15 protein-coding genes are annotated in these 13,511 nt (G+C 58.9%); 9 read left to right on the top strand and 6 right to left on the bottom strand.

Going from position 1 to position 13,511, the window contains the following annotated elements; all coding sequences use genetic code 11:
• Positions 1 to 8 precede the first annotated feature (8 nt).
• On the bottom strand, positions 9 to 1,490 hold the full coding sequence (locus FHX08_RS29690; RefSeq protein ID WP_165911971.1) for an oligosaccharide flippase family protein: 1,482 nt from the start codon (positions 1,488 to 1,490) through the stop codon (positions 9 to 11).
• Positions 1,491 to 1,764: 274 nt separating this feature from the next.
• On the opposite strand from FHX08_RS29690, the gene FHX08_RS29685 reads away from it, so the two are divergent.
• From FHX08_RS29685 to FHX08_RS29665, 5 genes are all read left to right on the top strand, one after another.
• Complete coding sequence (locus FHX08_RS29685; RefSeq protein ID WP_132657646.1) at positions 1,765 to 2,436, top strand: hypothetical protein; 672 nt, start codon at positions 1,765 to 1,767, stop codon at positions 2,434 to 2,436.
• Positions 2,433 to 3,062: an HAD family hydrolase gene (locus FHX08_RS29680; RefSeq protein ID WP_132657645.1), complete on the top strand. Its 630-nt coding sequence runs from the start codon at positions 2,433 to 2,435 to the stop codon at positions 3,060 to 3,062. The genes FHX08_RS29685 and FHX08_RS29680 overlap by 4 nt, the downstream gene beginning before the upstream one ends.
• Entirely contained in the window at positions 3,059 to 4,552 is a 1,494-nt protein-coding gene (locus FHX08_RS29675) for a glycosyltransferase family 2 protein (RefSeq protein ID WP_132657643.1), read from the top strand. The genes FHX08_RS29680 and FHX08_RS29675 overlap by 4 nt, the downstream gene beginning before the upstream one ends.
• Positions 4,545 to 5,288: a hypothetical protein gene (locus tag FHX08_RS29670; RefSeq protein WP_207896904.1), complete on the top strand. Its 744-nt coding sequence runs from the start codon at positions 4,545 to 4,547 to the stop codon at positions 5,286 to 5,288. Before FHX08_RS29675 ends, FHX08_RS29670 begins: the two co-directional genes overlap by 8 nt.
• Positions 5,289 to 5,413: 125 nt before the next feature.
• A complete protein-coding gene (locus FHX08_RS29665; RefSeq protein ID WP_184328117.1) occupies positions 5,414 to 6,400 on the top strand; it encodes a glycosyltransferase in 987 nt (328 codons plus the stop codon).
• 46 nt (positions 6,401 to 6,446) lie between these two features.
• Here the strand turns inward: FHX08_RS29665 and FHX08_RS29660 are convergent, their stop codons facing one another.
• The 3 genes from FHX08_RS29660 to FHX08_RS29650 all read right to left on the bottom strand — a co-directional run bounded on the left by FHX08_RS29660 (position 6,447) and on the right by FHX08_RS29650 (position 8,112).
• Positions 6,447 to 6,674, bottom strand: a complete 228-nt coding sequence (locus FHX08_RS29660) for a hypothetical protein (RefSeq protein ID WP_132657639.1) — start codon at positions 6,672 to 6,674, stop codon at positions 6,447 to 6,449.
• 51 nt (positions 6,675 to 6,725) lie between these two features.
• On the bottom strand, positions 6,726 to 7,601 hold the full coding sequence (locus FHX08_RS29655) for a DUF1236 domain-containing protein (protein WP_132657638.1): 876 nt from the start codon (positions 7,599 to 7,601) through the stop codon (positions 6,726 to 6,728).
• A 112-nt stretch (positions 7,602 to 7,713) separates the two neighbouring features.
• Positions 7,714 to 8,112 carry a DUF1236 domain-containing protein gene (locus tag FHX08_RS29650; protein ID WP_132657636.1) on the bottom strand — a complete coding sequence of 133 codons (399 nt, stop codon included), beginning with the start codon at positions 8,110 to 8,112 and terminating at the stop codon, positions 7,714 to 7,716.
• Positions 8,113 to 8,306: 194 nt separating this feature from the next.
• Here FHX08_RS29650 and FHX08_RS29645 point away from each other — a divergent pair, with 194 nt between their 5' ends.
• The 3 genes from FHX08_RS29645 (at position 8,307) to FHX08_RS29635 (ending at position 10,562) form a co-directional block, all read left to right on the top strand.
• Positions 8,307 to 8,477, top strand: a complete 171-nt coding sequence (locus FHX08_RS29645; RefSeq protein WP_165911970.1) for a hypothetical protein — start codon at positions 8,307 to 8,309, stop codon at positions 8,475 to 8,477.
• A 71-nt stretch (positions 8,478 to 8,548) separates the two neighbouring features.
• Complete coding sequence (locus FHX08_RS29640) at positions 8,549 to 9,937, top strand: sensor histidine kinase (protein WP_132657634.1); 1,389 nt, start codon at positions 8,549 to 8,551, stop codon at positions 9,935 to 9,937.
• A 1-nt stretch (position 9,938) separates the two neighbouring features.
• Positions 9,939 to 10,562 carry a response regulator gene (locus FHX08_RS29635; RefSeq protein ID WP_132657633.1) on the top strand — a complete coding sequence of 208 codons (624 nt, stop codon included), beginning with the start codon at positions 9,939 to 9,941 and terminating at the stop codon, positions 10,560 to 10,562.
• Here the strand turns inward: FHX08_RS29635 and FHX08_RS29630 are convergent.
• Both FHX08_RS29630 and FHX08_RS29625 read right to left on the bottom strand, forming a co-directional pair.
• Positions 10,559 to 11,095, bottom strand: coding sequence for a hypothetical protein (locus FHX08_RS29630; protein ID WP_165911968.1), 537 nt, complete (start codon positions 11,093 to 11,095; stop codon positions 10,559 to 10,561). The genes FHX08_RS29635 and FHX08_RS29630 overlap by 4 nt on opposite strands.
• A 189-nt stretch (positions 11,096 to 11,284) precedes the next feature.
• A complete protein-coding gene (locus FHX08_RS29625; RefSeq protein ID WP_165911969.1) occupies positions 11,285 to 11,866 on the bottom strand; it encodes a BA14K family protein in 582 nt (193 codons plus the stop codon).
• Positions 11,867 to 12,109: 243 nt separating this feature from the next.
• Here FHX08_RS29625 and FHX08_RS29620 point away from each other — a divergent pair, with 243 nt between their 5' ends.
• Complete coding sequence (locus FHX08_RS29620; protein ID WP_132657627.1) at positions 12,110 to 13,396, top strand: DUF763 domain-containing protein; 1,287 nt, start codon at positions 12,110 to 12,112, stop codon at positions 13,394 to 13,396.
• Positions 13,397 to 13,511 lie beyond the last annotated feature (115 nt).

Raw genomic sequence — 13,511 nt, 5'->3', positions numbered from 1 at the left:
AGGGCACGTTATCGTGCGGCCGTCACATCGTTGAGTTCCGCCATCAAGGCGCGACCGCTGGACCAGGCAATGACCAGATAGGCAAGCCCCCCAACCACAATCCCCATAAAAAGATCGACGAAGGGAAGATGCAGGCTACCGCCTGCCAGGTAGAGAGCAAGCGCGACAGCCCCGACCATGACACAGGCGCCCAGACCGGCAGGAAAGATCCTCCGCAATAGCGATTGCCAGCGGAATCCCGTGCCGCGCTGCAGGAAATAGAGGGATACGGCAGTCGTCGCTGCCGCAGCCACCACCTGGGCGACAGCGACATTGAGCAGTGCCGGCCCGATCCAGCCGGCGACTGCCAGGCAGGCGAGGCTGGTCGCCGTAAACAGCATGTTCAGGCGTGGCAGAAGGGCAACCCGACCGATAATGCTGAGCACTGGCTCGTTGAGCATCTGGATCACGGCAATGCCGCGCGCAGCGGCCAGCAGAATGAGGACCGGCGCCGCTGCAAGCCATTGAGCGCCGAGCAGTGCGTTGACGACCTGTTCCGATATCACGGCAAGGCCCATGAAGACGGGTAGCGCTGCAAAAGCCGTCGCTGCCATGATCAATCCGGTGAGACGGCTGAGGCCTTCAACGCCGCCGCCTGCCCCGCTCTGCTGGCGCGAGAAGTAGCTCCATGCCAGCATACGCACAGGCTCTGAAATCAGCTCGGTGACGGCGCCAACGATGCGGCTTGCCATTCTGTAGAGACCGACCTCCGTCGCCCCGATGAAGAAGACGATCAGGAATTCCGCGCCGTAACTTTGCGCAAATTGCATCAGGCGCGATGCCAGCAGCCGCGTAGAGTAGGCCAATGCCTCGCGGGCGGTGGCCAGCTTGAATTCGAAACGGGGAAGCCAACGCGCAAAGCCAGTGGACATCAGAAGCGCAACAAGCACGACGCAACACCGCCCCGCTGCAAGCGCGACAATGCCCCAGCCGAGCAAAAGCCCTCCGGCAGTCACGAGAAGGCCGGAAAACTCCGAAGCCGCCTGATAGCAGGCAAGGTCACGAAGGCGTCGCCCCCTCACCAGCACGCCGCTCTGGCAGATGATGAAAGTGCCGGGAACGATAGTGGCCATCAGCAACAACAGTGCGAGGACGATGGATCCACTTGGCGTCAGCCAGATAAGGGAAACAGCAAGCCCGAGGAAGCCGAGAATGGTGAACGCAAGGCCACTTGCAAGCGCGCAATAGAGGACGGTACCAGGCAGTTCCCTATCATGCGGCGCAGCAATCAGATATTCGCTCCATCCGGCCTCGGCAATCTTTGATTGCAGCAATACGGTCGAGGAGACCATGGCAAAGACACCGACCTCGGCCGGTGACAGGACGCGAGCGGCGACCAGCAACGTGCCGATGCCGCAGAGCTGACTCACCAGGCGCGCGCCCGAGACCCACAGCGCATCCCGTGAGGTAGATGCGTTGCGTGACTTCTGATCTTCTTCTGCGCCGGACATTGCAGTTGATGCAACACTAGATGTGCCCATGGTCACATGTTCTTTTCAGTTTACCTGTATTATATATTGGCATTCCTGCGCGCTTCGCATGTGTTACCGAAGTAACAACTTTAGATTATATTCGATATTGACGATTTATACTCAATTCTGCATAGTTAATTAGAAATTACAATCATGCATATGAGGATTTGCCAGCAGATGCATGGATTTTATCCGGTTGTTTGCGGTGCCACGAAATCGTTTGTTGGCCGTTTGGGACCGAAGGGGCGTAATCATGATGATACTCGCACATCGTGGCTGGTGGCATGCACCCCATGAGCGGAATAGTTTAGGAGCATTCGAAAAGGCATTTGCAGCCGGGCATGGCGTTGAACTCGATGTTCGCGATCTGAACGGCGAGCTGGTTATTTCACACGACCCTCCCACAACCGGCGCGCTGCCTTTCGAGCGCGTTCTTGAATGCTATGCAGCAAATGGCGCGCCCGCACGGCTGGCCATCAATATCAAGGCTGACGGCCTATGCCCGGCCCTCTTGCCGATGCTGGAACAATATGGGGCAACCAAACGCTCCTTTGTTTTCGACGCCTCGGTTCCCGATCTCAGGCCCTACCTCGATAGCGATATTCCCGTCTTCACTCGCTTCAGCGAGGTCGAGATCCACCCCTCCTTCTACGAACGCTGCGAGGGTGTCTGGGTAGATTCGTTCACCGAGAAGCCAGCCTCTATCGAACGAGCAATCGACGATCTCAGACGCGGCAAATATGTAGCAATGGTCTCGCCGGAACTGCACAAGCGCGCACATGAGGCAGCCTGGACCGCCTGGTCATCCGAACTGCGGCAAGCTGCGAAGAGTGGCCTTCCGCTTGAGCGGCTGATGATCTGCACCGATCTGCCCGATGCGGCCGAGCAAAGCTTTGCCTGGATGGTTGAGGAGAAAGTCACATGATCCGAGCTGTGTTGTTCGACATGGATGGCGTGCTGATCGACGCCAAGGAATGGCATTACGAGGCGCTGAACCGGGCACTCGATCTTTTCGGCATGCCTATCGATCGACAGGCGCATCTGGCAACGTTCGATGGCCTGCCGACCCGCCGCAAGCTGGAGATCCTCTCCCGTTCCAATGGCCTGCCGAAAGGGCTCAACGATCTGATCCATGAGCTGAAACAGGACTATACGATGGAGCTGATCTATACCCGCTGCAAGCCCGTATTTGCCCATCAGTATGCGTTGAGCCGCCTCAAGCATGACGGCTACAAGATCGCCGTTTGCTCGAACTCCATCCGCGTAACCATCGAGTCGATGATGCGGCGCGCCGGGCTGATGGAATATATCGACCTCATCGTTTCCAACGAAGACGTCACCCGCGCAAAGCCGGATCCGGAAATGTATGTGACGACGATGGAGCGCTTCGGCCTCAGGCCGGATGAGTGCCTGATTCTCGAGGACAACGAATATGGCCTGAAAGCCGCGCGCGACAGCGGCGCTTACGTCATGCAGATCGGAACGCCGGCCGACGTCATCCACGGCCGGATCGTATCGGAAATCAAGCGCGTTTCGGAGGTGATGGCATGATCGTCCTGTTCCCCACCACGGGCGCAAGCCCCCACTTCAGCCCTGAGGATTATGCGTATCCGCGCCCACTCATCGAGGTGGCCGGAAAGCCGATGATCCTGTGGGCCATCGAAAACATGAAGTCGCTCGGTGGCGATACGCATTTCCTTTTCGTCGTCGATCAGCAGGATGCCGTCAAATATTCCTATGAGCGGATCTTCGACCTGAGCACAAACGGCCGCTCGGAAGTGGTGATGCTAAAAGGCCCGACGGCCGGCGCGCTCTGCACTTGCCTGATGGCGGTTGATAGAATTGATCCCACCGAGCCGCTGGTCATCGCCAATAGCGACCAGATCATCGACACCCGTCTTGCATCGGTGATTGCGGAATTTGAGGCTGCGAACGCAGATGCCGGTGTCATCACCTTCGAGACGATCCACCCGCGCTGGTCCTACGCGACCCTCGGCGACGACGGTCTCGTGAACCGCACCTCCGAGAAGGAAGTGATCAGCAACAAGGCGATCGCCGGATTTTACTATTTTCGCGAGGCGCAGATCTTCTTCAAAGCGGCGACTGCCGCCTTGCGGCACGGGGTTACCGTGGAAGGCCGCTATTTTGTAAGCTCTGCGCTGAACGAGGTGATCCTCGATGGTGGTCGCGTTGTTTCCGAAAACATCGCTGCCGACCGCTATCACAGCTTCTACAACCCGAAAATGATCGAGAATTTCGAGGTAAACGGTGTGCGTCGCCTGTCAGCCGCGCATGCCAATCCGCCCGTGCAGTTGGTGGTGCCTGCTGCCGGTCGCGGCAGCCGCTTTGCCAAGGTTGGCTTCACGCGTCCAAAACCGTTCATCGACGTGCTTGGCCGCCCGATGATACAGCATGTGCTGGAAAACACCCTGCCGCCCGGCGGACAGCCGACAGTCCTGCTGCTGCGCGAACATCTGGAGAGCCAGGCGGATGCGGTGGCAGACCTGCGCTCGCAGGGCGTCGGTATCGTCTCTGTCGATCAGGTGACCGAGGGCACGGCCTGCACGGTTCTTCTGGCGCGCCAGCAACTCGACGAGGAGGCTCCGCTTCTCATCGCCAATTCCGACCAAGTCGTAGATATGCGTATCGTCGATTTCATTGACGATTGCATGGCGCGCGATCTCGACGGGTCGATCCTCGTTTTCCGCGATCCGAAGCGCGACCCGAAATGGTCCTTCGCCGAAACGGATGCGGCAGGCTTCGTGCTCAGGGTTGCAGAAAAGCAGCCGATCTCCGAACTCGCGACCGTCGGCATCTACTTCTTCCGTCGCGCCGGCGATTTTATGAAAGGCGCGCTCGACATGATGGTGCACAATGATCGCACCAACAACGAGTTCTATGTCTGCCCCGTTTATAATTATGCCATCCGCAATGGTGCACGCATTGGCGTTTACGAGATCGACGTCAGGAACATGCATGGGCTTGGCACGCCCGAGGATCTGGCTGAATACCTGCAGGGGCGCGAGCAGGCCTATGCATGACGTCGATCTCAGACCGGGCGCGACCGCGCCGCTGAACATCATCATTCCCATGGCCGGGAATGATTTTGAGAAGCTCGACGGCTCGGTAAAGGCAGAAATGCCTGTTGGAAAGACGACGTTGCTCGGCGCCACGCTGGAAGCGCGCCCCTGGTGGGGCGCTGCGACCGTGCCTGTTTTTGTGCTTCGAGACAAACCTGTCTCGCGGCGCTACGCCCAGGAAACATTGCTGACGCGCTATCCGACCGCGCGGCTCGTATGGCTGTCCGAAATGAGCGGCGGCGCTGCCTGGAGCGCTGCGGCGGGTGCGGCCCTCGTCGCTTTTCCGGATTCACCTGTCGTCATTGATCTCTGCGACATCATCTTCGACAGCGATGCAGATATTGCTGCATCCTTTGCTGCCGATTCCAACCTCGGCGGTCTGGCGCTCACGTTTGGCTCCCGTAATCCGCAATATAGCTATATCAGGCTTGGAGACGATGGCCGGATGCTGGAAGCGAGGGAGAAGATCGTCATTTCCGACAATGCGTCGGCAGGCGTCTATGCCTTCCGCAACGTCGCCATTTTTCATCTGGCTCTGACGCATAGCCTGCAGAACCGGGCGAGCCTCGCGCATAACGGCCTGCTCTTCGTCTGCCCGATGCTGAACGGCGTCGTCGCACATGGTTTCGATGTCCGGACGCTGCCGGCGCGTGACGTGTTCGATGTTAAGATCGCAGACGCTGCCCTTGCTGGGTAGCGTCGAAGATGCGGGAGAATACTGGCGCCGCTCCGCTTCGAAAGATCCGAGCGGAGCCTCACCAACGATCCGCTCGACACGCGTTCGCGAGGATCGGGACCTAGCAAATAGGACGGGAGTTTATCATGACAGCCGGGACATCGAGCAAATTGCCCTCCCTCGCCATCATCATACCCTGCTTCAACAATGCCGAGACATTAGCTGAGGCGCTCGACAGCGCTCTGGCGCAGGATTATCCAGATTTCGAGGTGCATATCTGCGACAACGGCTCGACGGACGGCAGTCGGGAAATAATCGAATCCTACTCGTCGCCACGGCTAAAGCCGGCCCTGCACCGGGATGTCGTACCGCGCACGGACAACTGGAATCGCGCCTATACCGCCGGCGCGCATGCAGATTACCTCGTTACCCTGCACGCGGACGACCGTCTTGCGCCGGGGGCGTTGCGCGCTATCGGGCGTGCCGCAACGCGCCATCCTGCCCTGATCCATGGCCGTTTCCGACAGATCACCTATGAGGGCGATCCCATTCCCGGCCGTCGCTTCGGGTGGAGCTACAGCAACAGCGGAGAAGCGTTTCGGGAACTGTTGCTGCTCAACAATATGGTCGCGATGCCAGGTGCGACCATTCGCACAGACGTCTTTTTCAAGGCCGGTCGCTGGGATCCGGCCTGGCAATACCTGCAGGATATGGAGCTCTGGTGGCGCTGTGGCGAACTCGGAGAAGTGGCATTCGTCGCCGACACGCTTGGCGACCACAGGGCCTACAAACATCCGCAAGCGCTGCACCGACATGCCGAGGAACATCTCCGCTGGGCGACGCGCAAACTTCGGAACGCCCCGACCCGCCGGTTGCGGCAAGCCGCGGCTGATGGTCTCAATGCTTATCTCGAACGCCTCGAAACAGAAGTGCATGCCTTGCCAGATGTCGCTGCCAGCCTGGTGGGTCCGGTGAGGGACGCCCGGTCAGCGCTCGCCAAGGCACCCGGCACCCGCGTCGACGCTCTGCGCCGGCAAAGGCTGCTGCGCATGCGGGCTGCCTCGCTATCGGCAATCACTAATTTCTTCAGAAAACTCTCGCCTTGGCAGCTTGGTCACGCTGAAGACCGATGACATTCTGACGTCCCGGATTGGCGTAGGCGCCCCCTTCATGGGGCGGCTACGGACCGACCCGGATACTGTCGGTGCGAGCAACATTTGATGTTTGCGCTCCATAGCCGTCGTCAGAGACATTCACATCCCGCTGCAGAGGAACCCATACCTGGGCGCCGCGACGGTTATTGCGATCCTCCGAAATCACAATCGCGGCGATGAGTCCTGCCATCGCAAACAGGATCGCTATGACAGGCATGGCAAAGCCACTGGATCTTTCCTTGGGATAGACCATTAATAACCTCCCTCGACCCGGCGACGTTGTCGCCGCCGGGATGGCCTAAAATCAGGCCGAGATGATGTAGACGATCGCATAAGAATTGGGATCAACGATCACGATCCGGCCATCCGCGAGAATGAAGAAGCGATAAGCCTTGTACTGCGGCACGATCTCGACGATTCGCGGCGGAAGTGGCTCAAGCCTGATCTTCTTCGGAATGGTCGCGCCGACCGAGACAGTAAAGTCGGTTTCACGAACCGGCTCGACGTGGACTTCTTTGACCACCTGACGAATTTCTGTCTGCTGTTCGACCGAAATATTCACATTGGTCGCATTGCCTGTTTCGGTCGTGGTGCTGCTCTTGCCGTTGACCGTCGTGTTGTTCTCGACATTCGTATTGGTGTTCGATTTCGTGTTTGTGGAACTGCCATCCGACGGAGCCTTGCTGCCCGACTTCTGCTGATCGTTCGTGCTGTTCGACGATCCTGAGGGCTGGCTGCCGCCAGAGCTTTGCGTTTCGGTCGAGGACTGGCCGGACTTCGTTGTATTTGTGCTACCGGCATCGGTACCGGTCGACTTCTTGGCATTGCCGGGCTGTGAAGTGCCCGAGGAGGTGCCATCGGACGTACCGGATTGCGGCTGAGGCTTTGATGTCGACTGGCCGGACGATCCTCCAGTTGACGGTTCACTGCTGTCGGCAGGCGCTTGCGGCGCCTGGCCGCTGGTCGCACCGTTACCGGTGTCAGAACCGGAGGAGCTGCCTCCCGTTACCGCACCCGAATTTGGCTGTTGTTGTGTTTCGCCATCGGATGAGGCGCCATTTTGCGTCGCACCTTTCTTGGGCAGGATTGGTGCATCCTGAGCAGAAGCGGAAATGATGCCGACGGGCGAAGCGCCAATCGACAATGCCGTCATCAGGACGGCAAGCGTCTTGGTTTTCATGACAATCTCTCTGTGTTTGCTGGTCGCACAAGTCCATCGCCGCCGTTCGCGGCGACTTCAACGCCTGTGCTTGGATTGAATGGGACGCGGCATTGCCGCGCCCGGTACCGGGTCAGTTGAGGACCTGGATCACCTTGCGGGAAGACGGCTCGACGATGACACGTTCATCGTTGACCACCGCATAGGCATATTTCGGATTGTCGGGAACGGGTGTTACGACAACCGTTTGCGGAAGAGGCTGACCGACAACGATCTTTTCTTTGACGACCACGCGGGCCTGCGGAGCCGGGGCCTCGCGAACATAGCTCACAACCTTCTGCGGCGGCGGATCGATGGCCGTGCCGACAATTGCGCCGGTTACACCACCAACTGCGGCGCCGACCGGACCGCCGACAATTGCGCCGGTCACGGCACCACCGGCGGCTCCGTTGACAGTCGAAGATTGGGCAAGTGCCACGCCCGACATGAGAGACGCGGCCACTGCCGTGCCTACTATGAGCTTGGAGAGCATTTTTTCCTCCTTTGGTTTTGCGGCCTCCTTGACCGCTGCCAATTCAACGACCGGCATTCATCGCTGTTCCGACACTCGGACCTCAGTCGGAGTCACCTCGGACTTTGGTCTGATGATGCCCAGACTGAGGTCCGAGAGCCGGAACACAGCGTCTCTCCCGCCCGTTCGCTCTCTGTTGAAAGAGGAGTTTGGTTATGGACGACAGGAACGAAATGCCGCAAATTTCCAGCGCGTGGAATGCATCCCTGCTAGCTCTCGTCGTCTTTCTTGCCGTCATGCTCTATATCTTCGGCACGGCCATGTCGGGCGATACCGACCAGTTGACTGCCAGCATCCCGAGCGCCGATGTCATCGAGGCTCGGTGAAGAGGATAAGTGAACTGGAAAAGTCCAGCCGATGCGATAGTTTGAATGAATCGTCGCAATTAAGGTTGGAAATGAACTGGCCCATACGCTGGAACGCCCGCTCCCTCGCCTCTCAGTTCTTCATTATGGGAGGGCTTGTTTCCCTTGCCGCGATGTTCGTCGTCGGGCTCATCGTCACCCATCTCATCCAGGATGCGGTCATTCACAATTCCGGTGCTGCATCAGCACTCTATGTTGACAGCGTCGTCGCCCCTCTGCTTCCGGATATGCAGAAGCAATCGCTGCTCGATGAAGCAAGTGCGCTGGCGCTCGACGAAACACTCGGACAGGGCGCGCTCGGCCGCCGTCTCGTATCGTTCAAGCTGTGGCGCCGTGATGGGACAATTCTTTATTCCAATGAGAAGGAACTGGTGGGGAAGACGTTTCCGGTCAATGATAAGCTCGCTCAAGCATTTGCAGGCTCGCTGGTCGCACGTTACGAGATCGCAAGCGACCCTGAAAGCGCTGAGGAACGCAGTCTCGGCAAGCCGTTCATGGAAATTTACAATCCCGTTTTGCAGCCCTGGTCGGGAGAGGCTGTGGCCGTGCTTGAATTCTACGAGACGGCCGAAGGACTGGAAGACAGTCTTGCATCGGCACGGCTCAGGAGCTGGCTGGCCGTGGCCGGGCTGACCGCAATCTTCTTTCTCGCACTCTCCATTCTCGTCTTTCGGGGAAGCAGAACAATCGAAGTCCAGCGCGAAGCACTAAAGGCAAGAGTAGACCAGCTCTCCGCACTTCTCGCCGAAAATCGCGGCCTCCAACGCAAGCTTCAATTGTCCTCCCAGCGCGCCGCAGCCTTGAACGAAACATATTTGCGCAGTATCGGCGCCGATCTGCATGACGGCCCGGCCCAACACATCGCCTATGCTTCGTTGCGTCTCGACAGCGACTTGCTGATCGATGCAGCCACCCAGCCGGAGGCGCGCGAGGAGGAACTCGCCTGGATTCGTTCGAGCCTTGCCGAGGCGATGAAAGAGATCCGCGATATCTGCAAGGGACTGGTCCTACCGCAAATCGAGAAGGCTTCGATCACAGAGATCGTGAAACGCGTAGTCGAGGCTCATCAGCAAAAAACAAACACCATCGTTGATACAACAATTGACGAGGACGATCCGGAGCTTGCCCCTGCTCTCAAGATCTGCATCTACCGCTTCATTCAGGAGGCGCTCAACAATGCCTATCGCCATGGCGGCGGCATTGAGCAGGCCGTCAGGGCGACATCACACGGTGGCAGCGTCCGCATAGAAGTCAGCGACCATGGCGAGGGCTTTGATCCGACGCAGGTGAGGCCGGCGAGCCTCGGCCTTGTGGGGCTCAAAGAACGGATCGATAGCCTTGGCGGCGAATTCAACATAAAAACCGGCGAAGGCGGAACGACTGTCATCATGACCTTCGCGCCCATGGAAGTGGAGGAATAGAATGACGTCCATCAAGGTCGGTGTCGTGGACGACCATCCCCTGTTCCGCGAGGGGGTAACCCGCAGCCTCTCCGAGGTCAGCGATTTTGTCGTCGTCGGAGAAGGCGCCAACACATCTGATGCCGCAATGATCGCCGCCGATGCTCGTCCGGATGTGCTGCTTCTCGACGTGTCGATGCCAGGGGACGGGCTCTCGGTGATCGACGAGGTGCTTTCCATAAGCCCGGACACTAAAATCCTCATGCTCACCGCCTCGGAGGAAGTCGATACGCTCATCGAAGCGATGCAACGCGGAGCAAAGGGTTACCTTCTGAAGGGTGTTGGTTCGCGCGGCCTGGCTGAAGCGATCCGCGCCGTTTTCAAGGGAGCCCGTTATGTCTCCCCGGCGATGTCGGCCAAAGCCATGGAATATTCGTTGAACGGGCAGGCATCGGAAAGGGACACGCTCACCCCTCGCGAACGCGAAGTGATGGATCTCGTTGCGCAAGGCCTTTCAAACAAGCACATCGGCCTGCGTCTCGATCTGCAAGAGAAAACCGTAAAGCATCATATGACCCAGATCCTGACTAAGCTCGGCGTCACGAACAGGACGGAAGCGGCGTTGAGATGGCGCGAAAAGCGCTAGCGCAGGAAGCGCGTGAGCCGCATACTGTCAGCAGATGTCGCACGCCTGTTGATGATCGTGCGGCCTTTCGAATCCTTCATGATGTAGCGTCCCGCACGAAGGGTTTCGGTTATTCCATTCGTATGCCGGACATCGATCGATCCGTCCGTATCCTCGGTCGCGTCTGCTCCTGATGTTGAGGGCGCATTGTCCGTGCTACCGGTTCCGTTCGAGCCGGATCGGCTGTTCCCACCGCTATTGCCGTTGCCGCCCGAATGTCCGTTACCATTGCCGCCGGAGTTGCCGCCGCCGTTTCCGCCGCCATTACCGTTGCCGCCGCCATTACCGTTTCCGCCGCCATTACCGTTTCCGCCGCCGTTACCGTTTCCGTTCCCGCCGCCATTACCATTGCCGTTTTCGTTCTTTGCGAATGCTGCCTGGATGGCGAGCGAGGGGAACGAACCCGCCACCTCGACTTTCAACGGTATAAGCGTCGCGACGGCAAGAACACTCGCGCCGCAGCCCTTTAGAAAATTGCGCTTCGAGATCACCATCGTCCTTTGCCTTGAGCTTCGTCCAAACTGGCCTGCTGAAAACAGTAAGCACGAGATTGACCGGTTGTTTCGAAATTGCAAGACGATCGGACATAGGTACCAGTTGGCCTAAGACTTTGGTCCCGGATATCAAACAGGGGCCGCGTCCAAGGACTGAATTTTGTCACAGCAAGAATCAAATGGCCTAGTTCAGATCACGGGAGAAATGCACTGACGTCTTGGCCCGCTGAACGGCTGGTAGGTGTTGTCCGAAGCACGATAGGAATTATAGCGGGCGGCGCACCATGATATATGCGGATCGCGGCCTGGATCTGTCGCAGGTAGCCCGACGGAGAGCTCTCTTTCGTCGATCACGCACGGCTTCCGGGGTCCACCATCAAAAGGCTGGTATGTATTATCAGCTACATTATAGGACTGGTAGCGCTGCCGGCACAGGCTGAGATGACGGCTGCCGGCCATCCATTCCTGCTTCGGCTGCTCAATCGCCCCCGTCATGGTAGCGTCAGGTGGTGCAATTGCCGATACACCAACCAGGTTGGCATGCGTTGAAGACGAAGTGTCGTCCGCGGCGGCTTGGAAGGGCGGAAGGCGCTCGTAATTTTGCGTTTTCGGATCGACACGCGTCGGCGTCGTCGTCCAGAGCGGCGCATCGAGATTGGCGAAATGATGTGGCTCCGGTTCCTGCAGTCCATATGAAGCAAATCCGAGCCCACCAACCAGAACGATTCCGAACATGGCCAGATATATAGATGGCGCAACAAGCGACTTCATGACGCAATCTCGCATTCCCGTTCACATAGAAATTAGAAATGCCGGGCTTCGGTTCCGCGAGCAGGTCTGAAATCGCGTTTTTTGTTTCGCCAACGGAGAAGATAATTACCGGGATATCATAGCTCATTCCGTCGCAGGCCTCCGACATATAGGAATTTATTGCCATCGCCCCGATTTTGACGGATAGCTGTTTTAACGGGTGATCCAATCCACAACAGCAGATCGCAGGCAGAAAGAGGAAGCATGTCGCACAGAGCGGGCAGCGCCGACCTCCCCCTTCATGGAGGGCGCGTGCCGCCATGGCTGGGCAACCGGATGACGACACTCGGCGCGTTGATTACCGAAGCAATCGTCCACCACTATGGGCGAGACGAGTTTCTGCGGCGGCTCGCTCATCCCTTCTGGTTTCAGTCATTCGGCGCCGTCATGGGTATGGACTGGCATTCTTCCGGTATCACGACCAGCGTTCTGGGCGCATTGAAGCGCGGGCTGAAGCCACGATCGAACGAACTCGGCCTGCATGTCTGCGGCGGACGCGGCGCGCAATCGCGCAAGACACCGGACGAGCTGATGGCGATCGGCGATCGCACCGGCCTCGACGGAGCCGGCCTCGCAAAGACCAGCCGCCTTGTCGCCAAGGTGGATAGTGCGGCCGTCCAGGATGGTTTTGATCTTTATCTTCATGGTTTCATCGTCGCCGATGACGGTCATTGGGTGATCGTTCAGCAGGGGATGAATGGCGACAAGCGCCAGGCCCGGCGCTATCACTGGTTCTCGGAAGGGCTGGAAAGCTTTGTCAATTCTCCGCATGCGGCAATCGAGGGCCGCTCGCAGGGCGAGATCGTCAACCTCGCCGACAGGCGGGCGGAAAAATCTCGAAACGGCCAGCTCGATCTTCTCGCCACGCTTGGACCTGATCGCATTATCCGGGAGGCTGCCGCCCTCGCCTGGAAGTCGGACCCCGCACCGGAGCCGGTCGCGCAGCCGATGCTGCCGCATCTCATTATGCCCGCGCATCACGATGTGCGCGAGAGCGACGTCAACATGAGGCGCCTCCATGGCAATCTAGCAGCTGCCGCCGATCGCGGGCCTGTCGACTTCGAGGATCTGCTTCTCGTGCCGGGTGTCGGCGCCCGTACGGTCAAGGCGCTCGCGCTGGTCGCAGAAGTGGTGCATGGCGCGCCTTGCCGCTTCTCCGACCCCGCTCGCTTCTCCATTGCCCATGGTGGCAAGGACAGACACCCCTTCCCCGTGCCGCTCAAGGTCTATGACGAGACGATCAATGTCATGAAATCGGCCGTGTTGAAGGGAAAGCTCGGGCGCGAGGAGGAGCTGCAGGCGCTACGCCGGCTGGACGATCAGTCGCGTTCCATGGAACGTTACGTCACTGGCCCTGATCTCAAAGAAATCGTCGCCGGCGAGTTCCAACAATCCTCCGCTTTCGATGGCCGCAGCGTCTTTGGCTGGGAGCCCCCTCCGGAGAATGCGCCGGTGGACGCCGAAATACGGTCGCACCCAGGCAGGCGCTAGGCGCGCTGGCGCAGGGCACCGCCACAGGCCACCTGTTCAGGTCTGCGGTGGCGCCACCGGCCGGCTCATAATGCCGGCGCGGTCGACCTCAGGCAGGCTAGCCGCCCTCCAGGGC

Source organism: Rhizobium sp. BK529 (assembly GCF_014194105.1).
GTDB lineage: Bacteria > Pseudomonadota > Alphaproteobacteria > Rhizobiales > Rhizobiaceae > Rhizobium.
This window is presented reverse-complemented; position numbering and strand designations above follow the sequence as displayed.

Coding starts and splice junctions, on each gene's coding strand:
- FHX08_RS29690 (WP_165911971.1), bottom strand. CDS start 1,490: ATGTCCGGCGCAGAAGAAGATCAGAAGTCACGCAACGCATCTACCTCA.
- FHX08_RS29685 (WP_132657646.1), top strand. CDS start 1,765: ATGATGATACTCGCACATCGTGGCTGGTGGCATGCACCCCATGAGCGG.
- FHX08_RS29680 (WP_132657645.1), top strand. CDS start 2,433: ATGATCCGAGCTGTGTTGTTCGACATGGATGGCGTGCTGATCGACGCC.
- FHX08_RS29675 (WP_132657643.1), top strand. CDS start 3,059: ATGATCGTCCTGTTCCCCACCACGGGCGCAAGCCCCCACTTCAGCCCT.
- FHX08_RS29670 (WP_207896904.1), top strand. CDS start 4,545: ATGCATGACGTCGATCTCAGACCGGGCGCGACCGCGCCGCTGAACATC.
- FHX08_RS29665 (WP_184328117.1), top strand. CDS start 5,414: ATGACAGCCGGGACATCGAGCAAATTGCCCTCCCTCGCCATCATCATA.
- FHX08_RS29660 (WP_132657639.1), bottom strand. CDS start 6,674: ATGGTCTATCCCAAGGAAAGATCCAGTGGCTTTGCCATGCCTGTCATA.
- FHX08_RS29655 (WP_132657638.1), bottom strand. CDS start 7,601: ATGAAAACCAAGACGCTTGCCGTCCTGATGACGGCATTGTCGATTGGC.
- FHX08_RS29650 (WP_132657636.1), bottom strand. CDS start 8,112: ATGCTCTCCAAGCTCATAGTAGGCACGGCAGTGGCCGCGTCTCTCATG.
- FHX08_RS29645 (WP_165911970.1), top strand. CDS start 8,307: ATGGACGACAGGAACGAAATGCCGCAAATTTCCAGCGCGTGGAATGCA.
- FHX08_RS29640 (WP_132657634.1), top strand. CDS start 8,549: ATGAACTGGCCCATACGCTGGAACGCCCGCTCCCTCGCCTCTCAGTTC.
- FHX08_RS29635 (WP_132657633.1), top strand. CDS start 9,939: ATGACGTCCATCAAGGTCGGTGTCGTGGACGACCATCCCCTGTTCCGC.
- FHX08_RS29630 (WP_165911968.1), bottom strand. CDS start 11,095: ATGGTGATCTCGAAGCGCAATTTTCTAAAGGGCTGCGGCGCGAGTGTT.
- FHX08_RS29625 (WP_165911969.1), bottom strand. CDS start 11,866: ATGAAGTCGCTTGTTGCGCCATCTATATATCTGGCCATGTTCGGAATC.
- FHX08_RS29620 (WP_132657627.1), top strand. CDS start 12,110: ATGTCGCACAGAGCGGGCAGCGCCGACCTCCCCCTTCATGGAGGGCGC.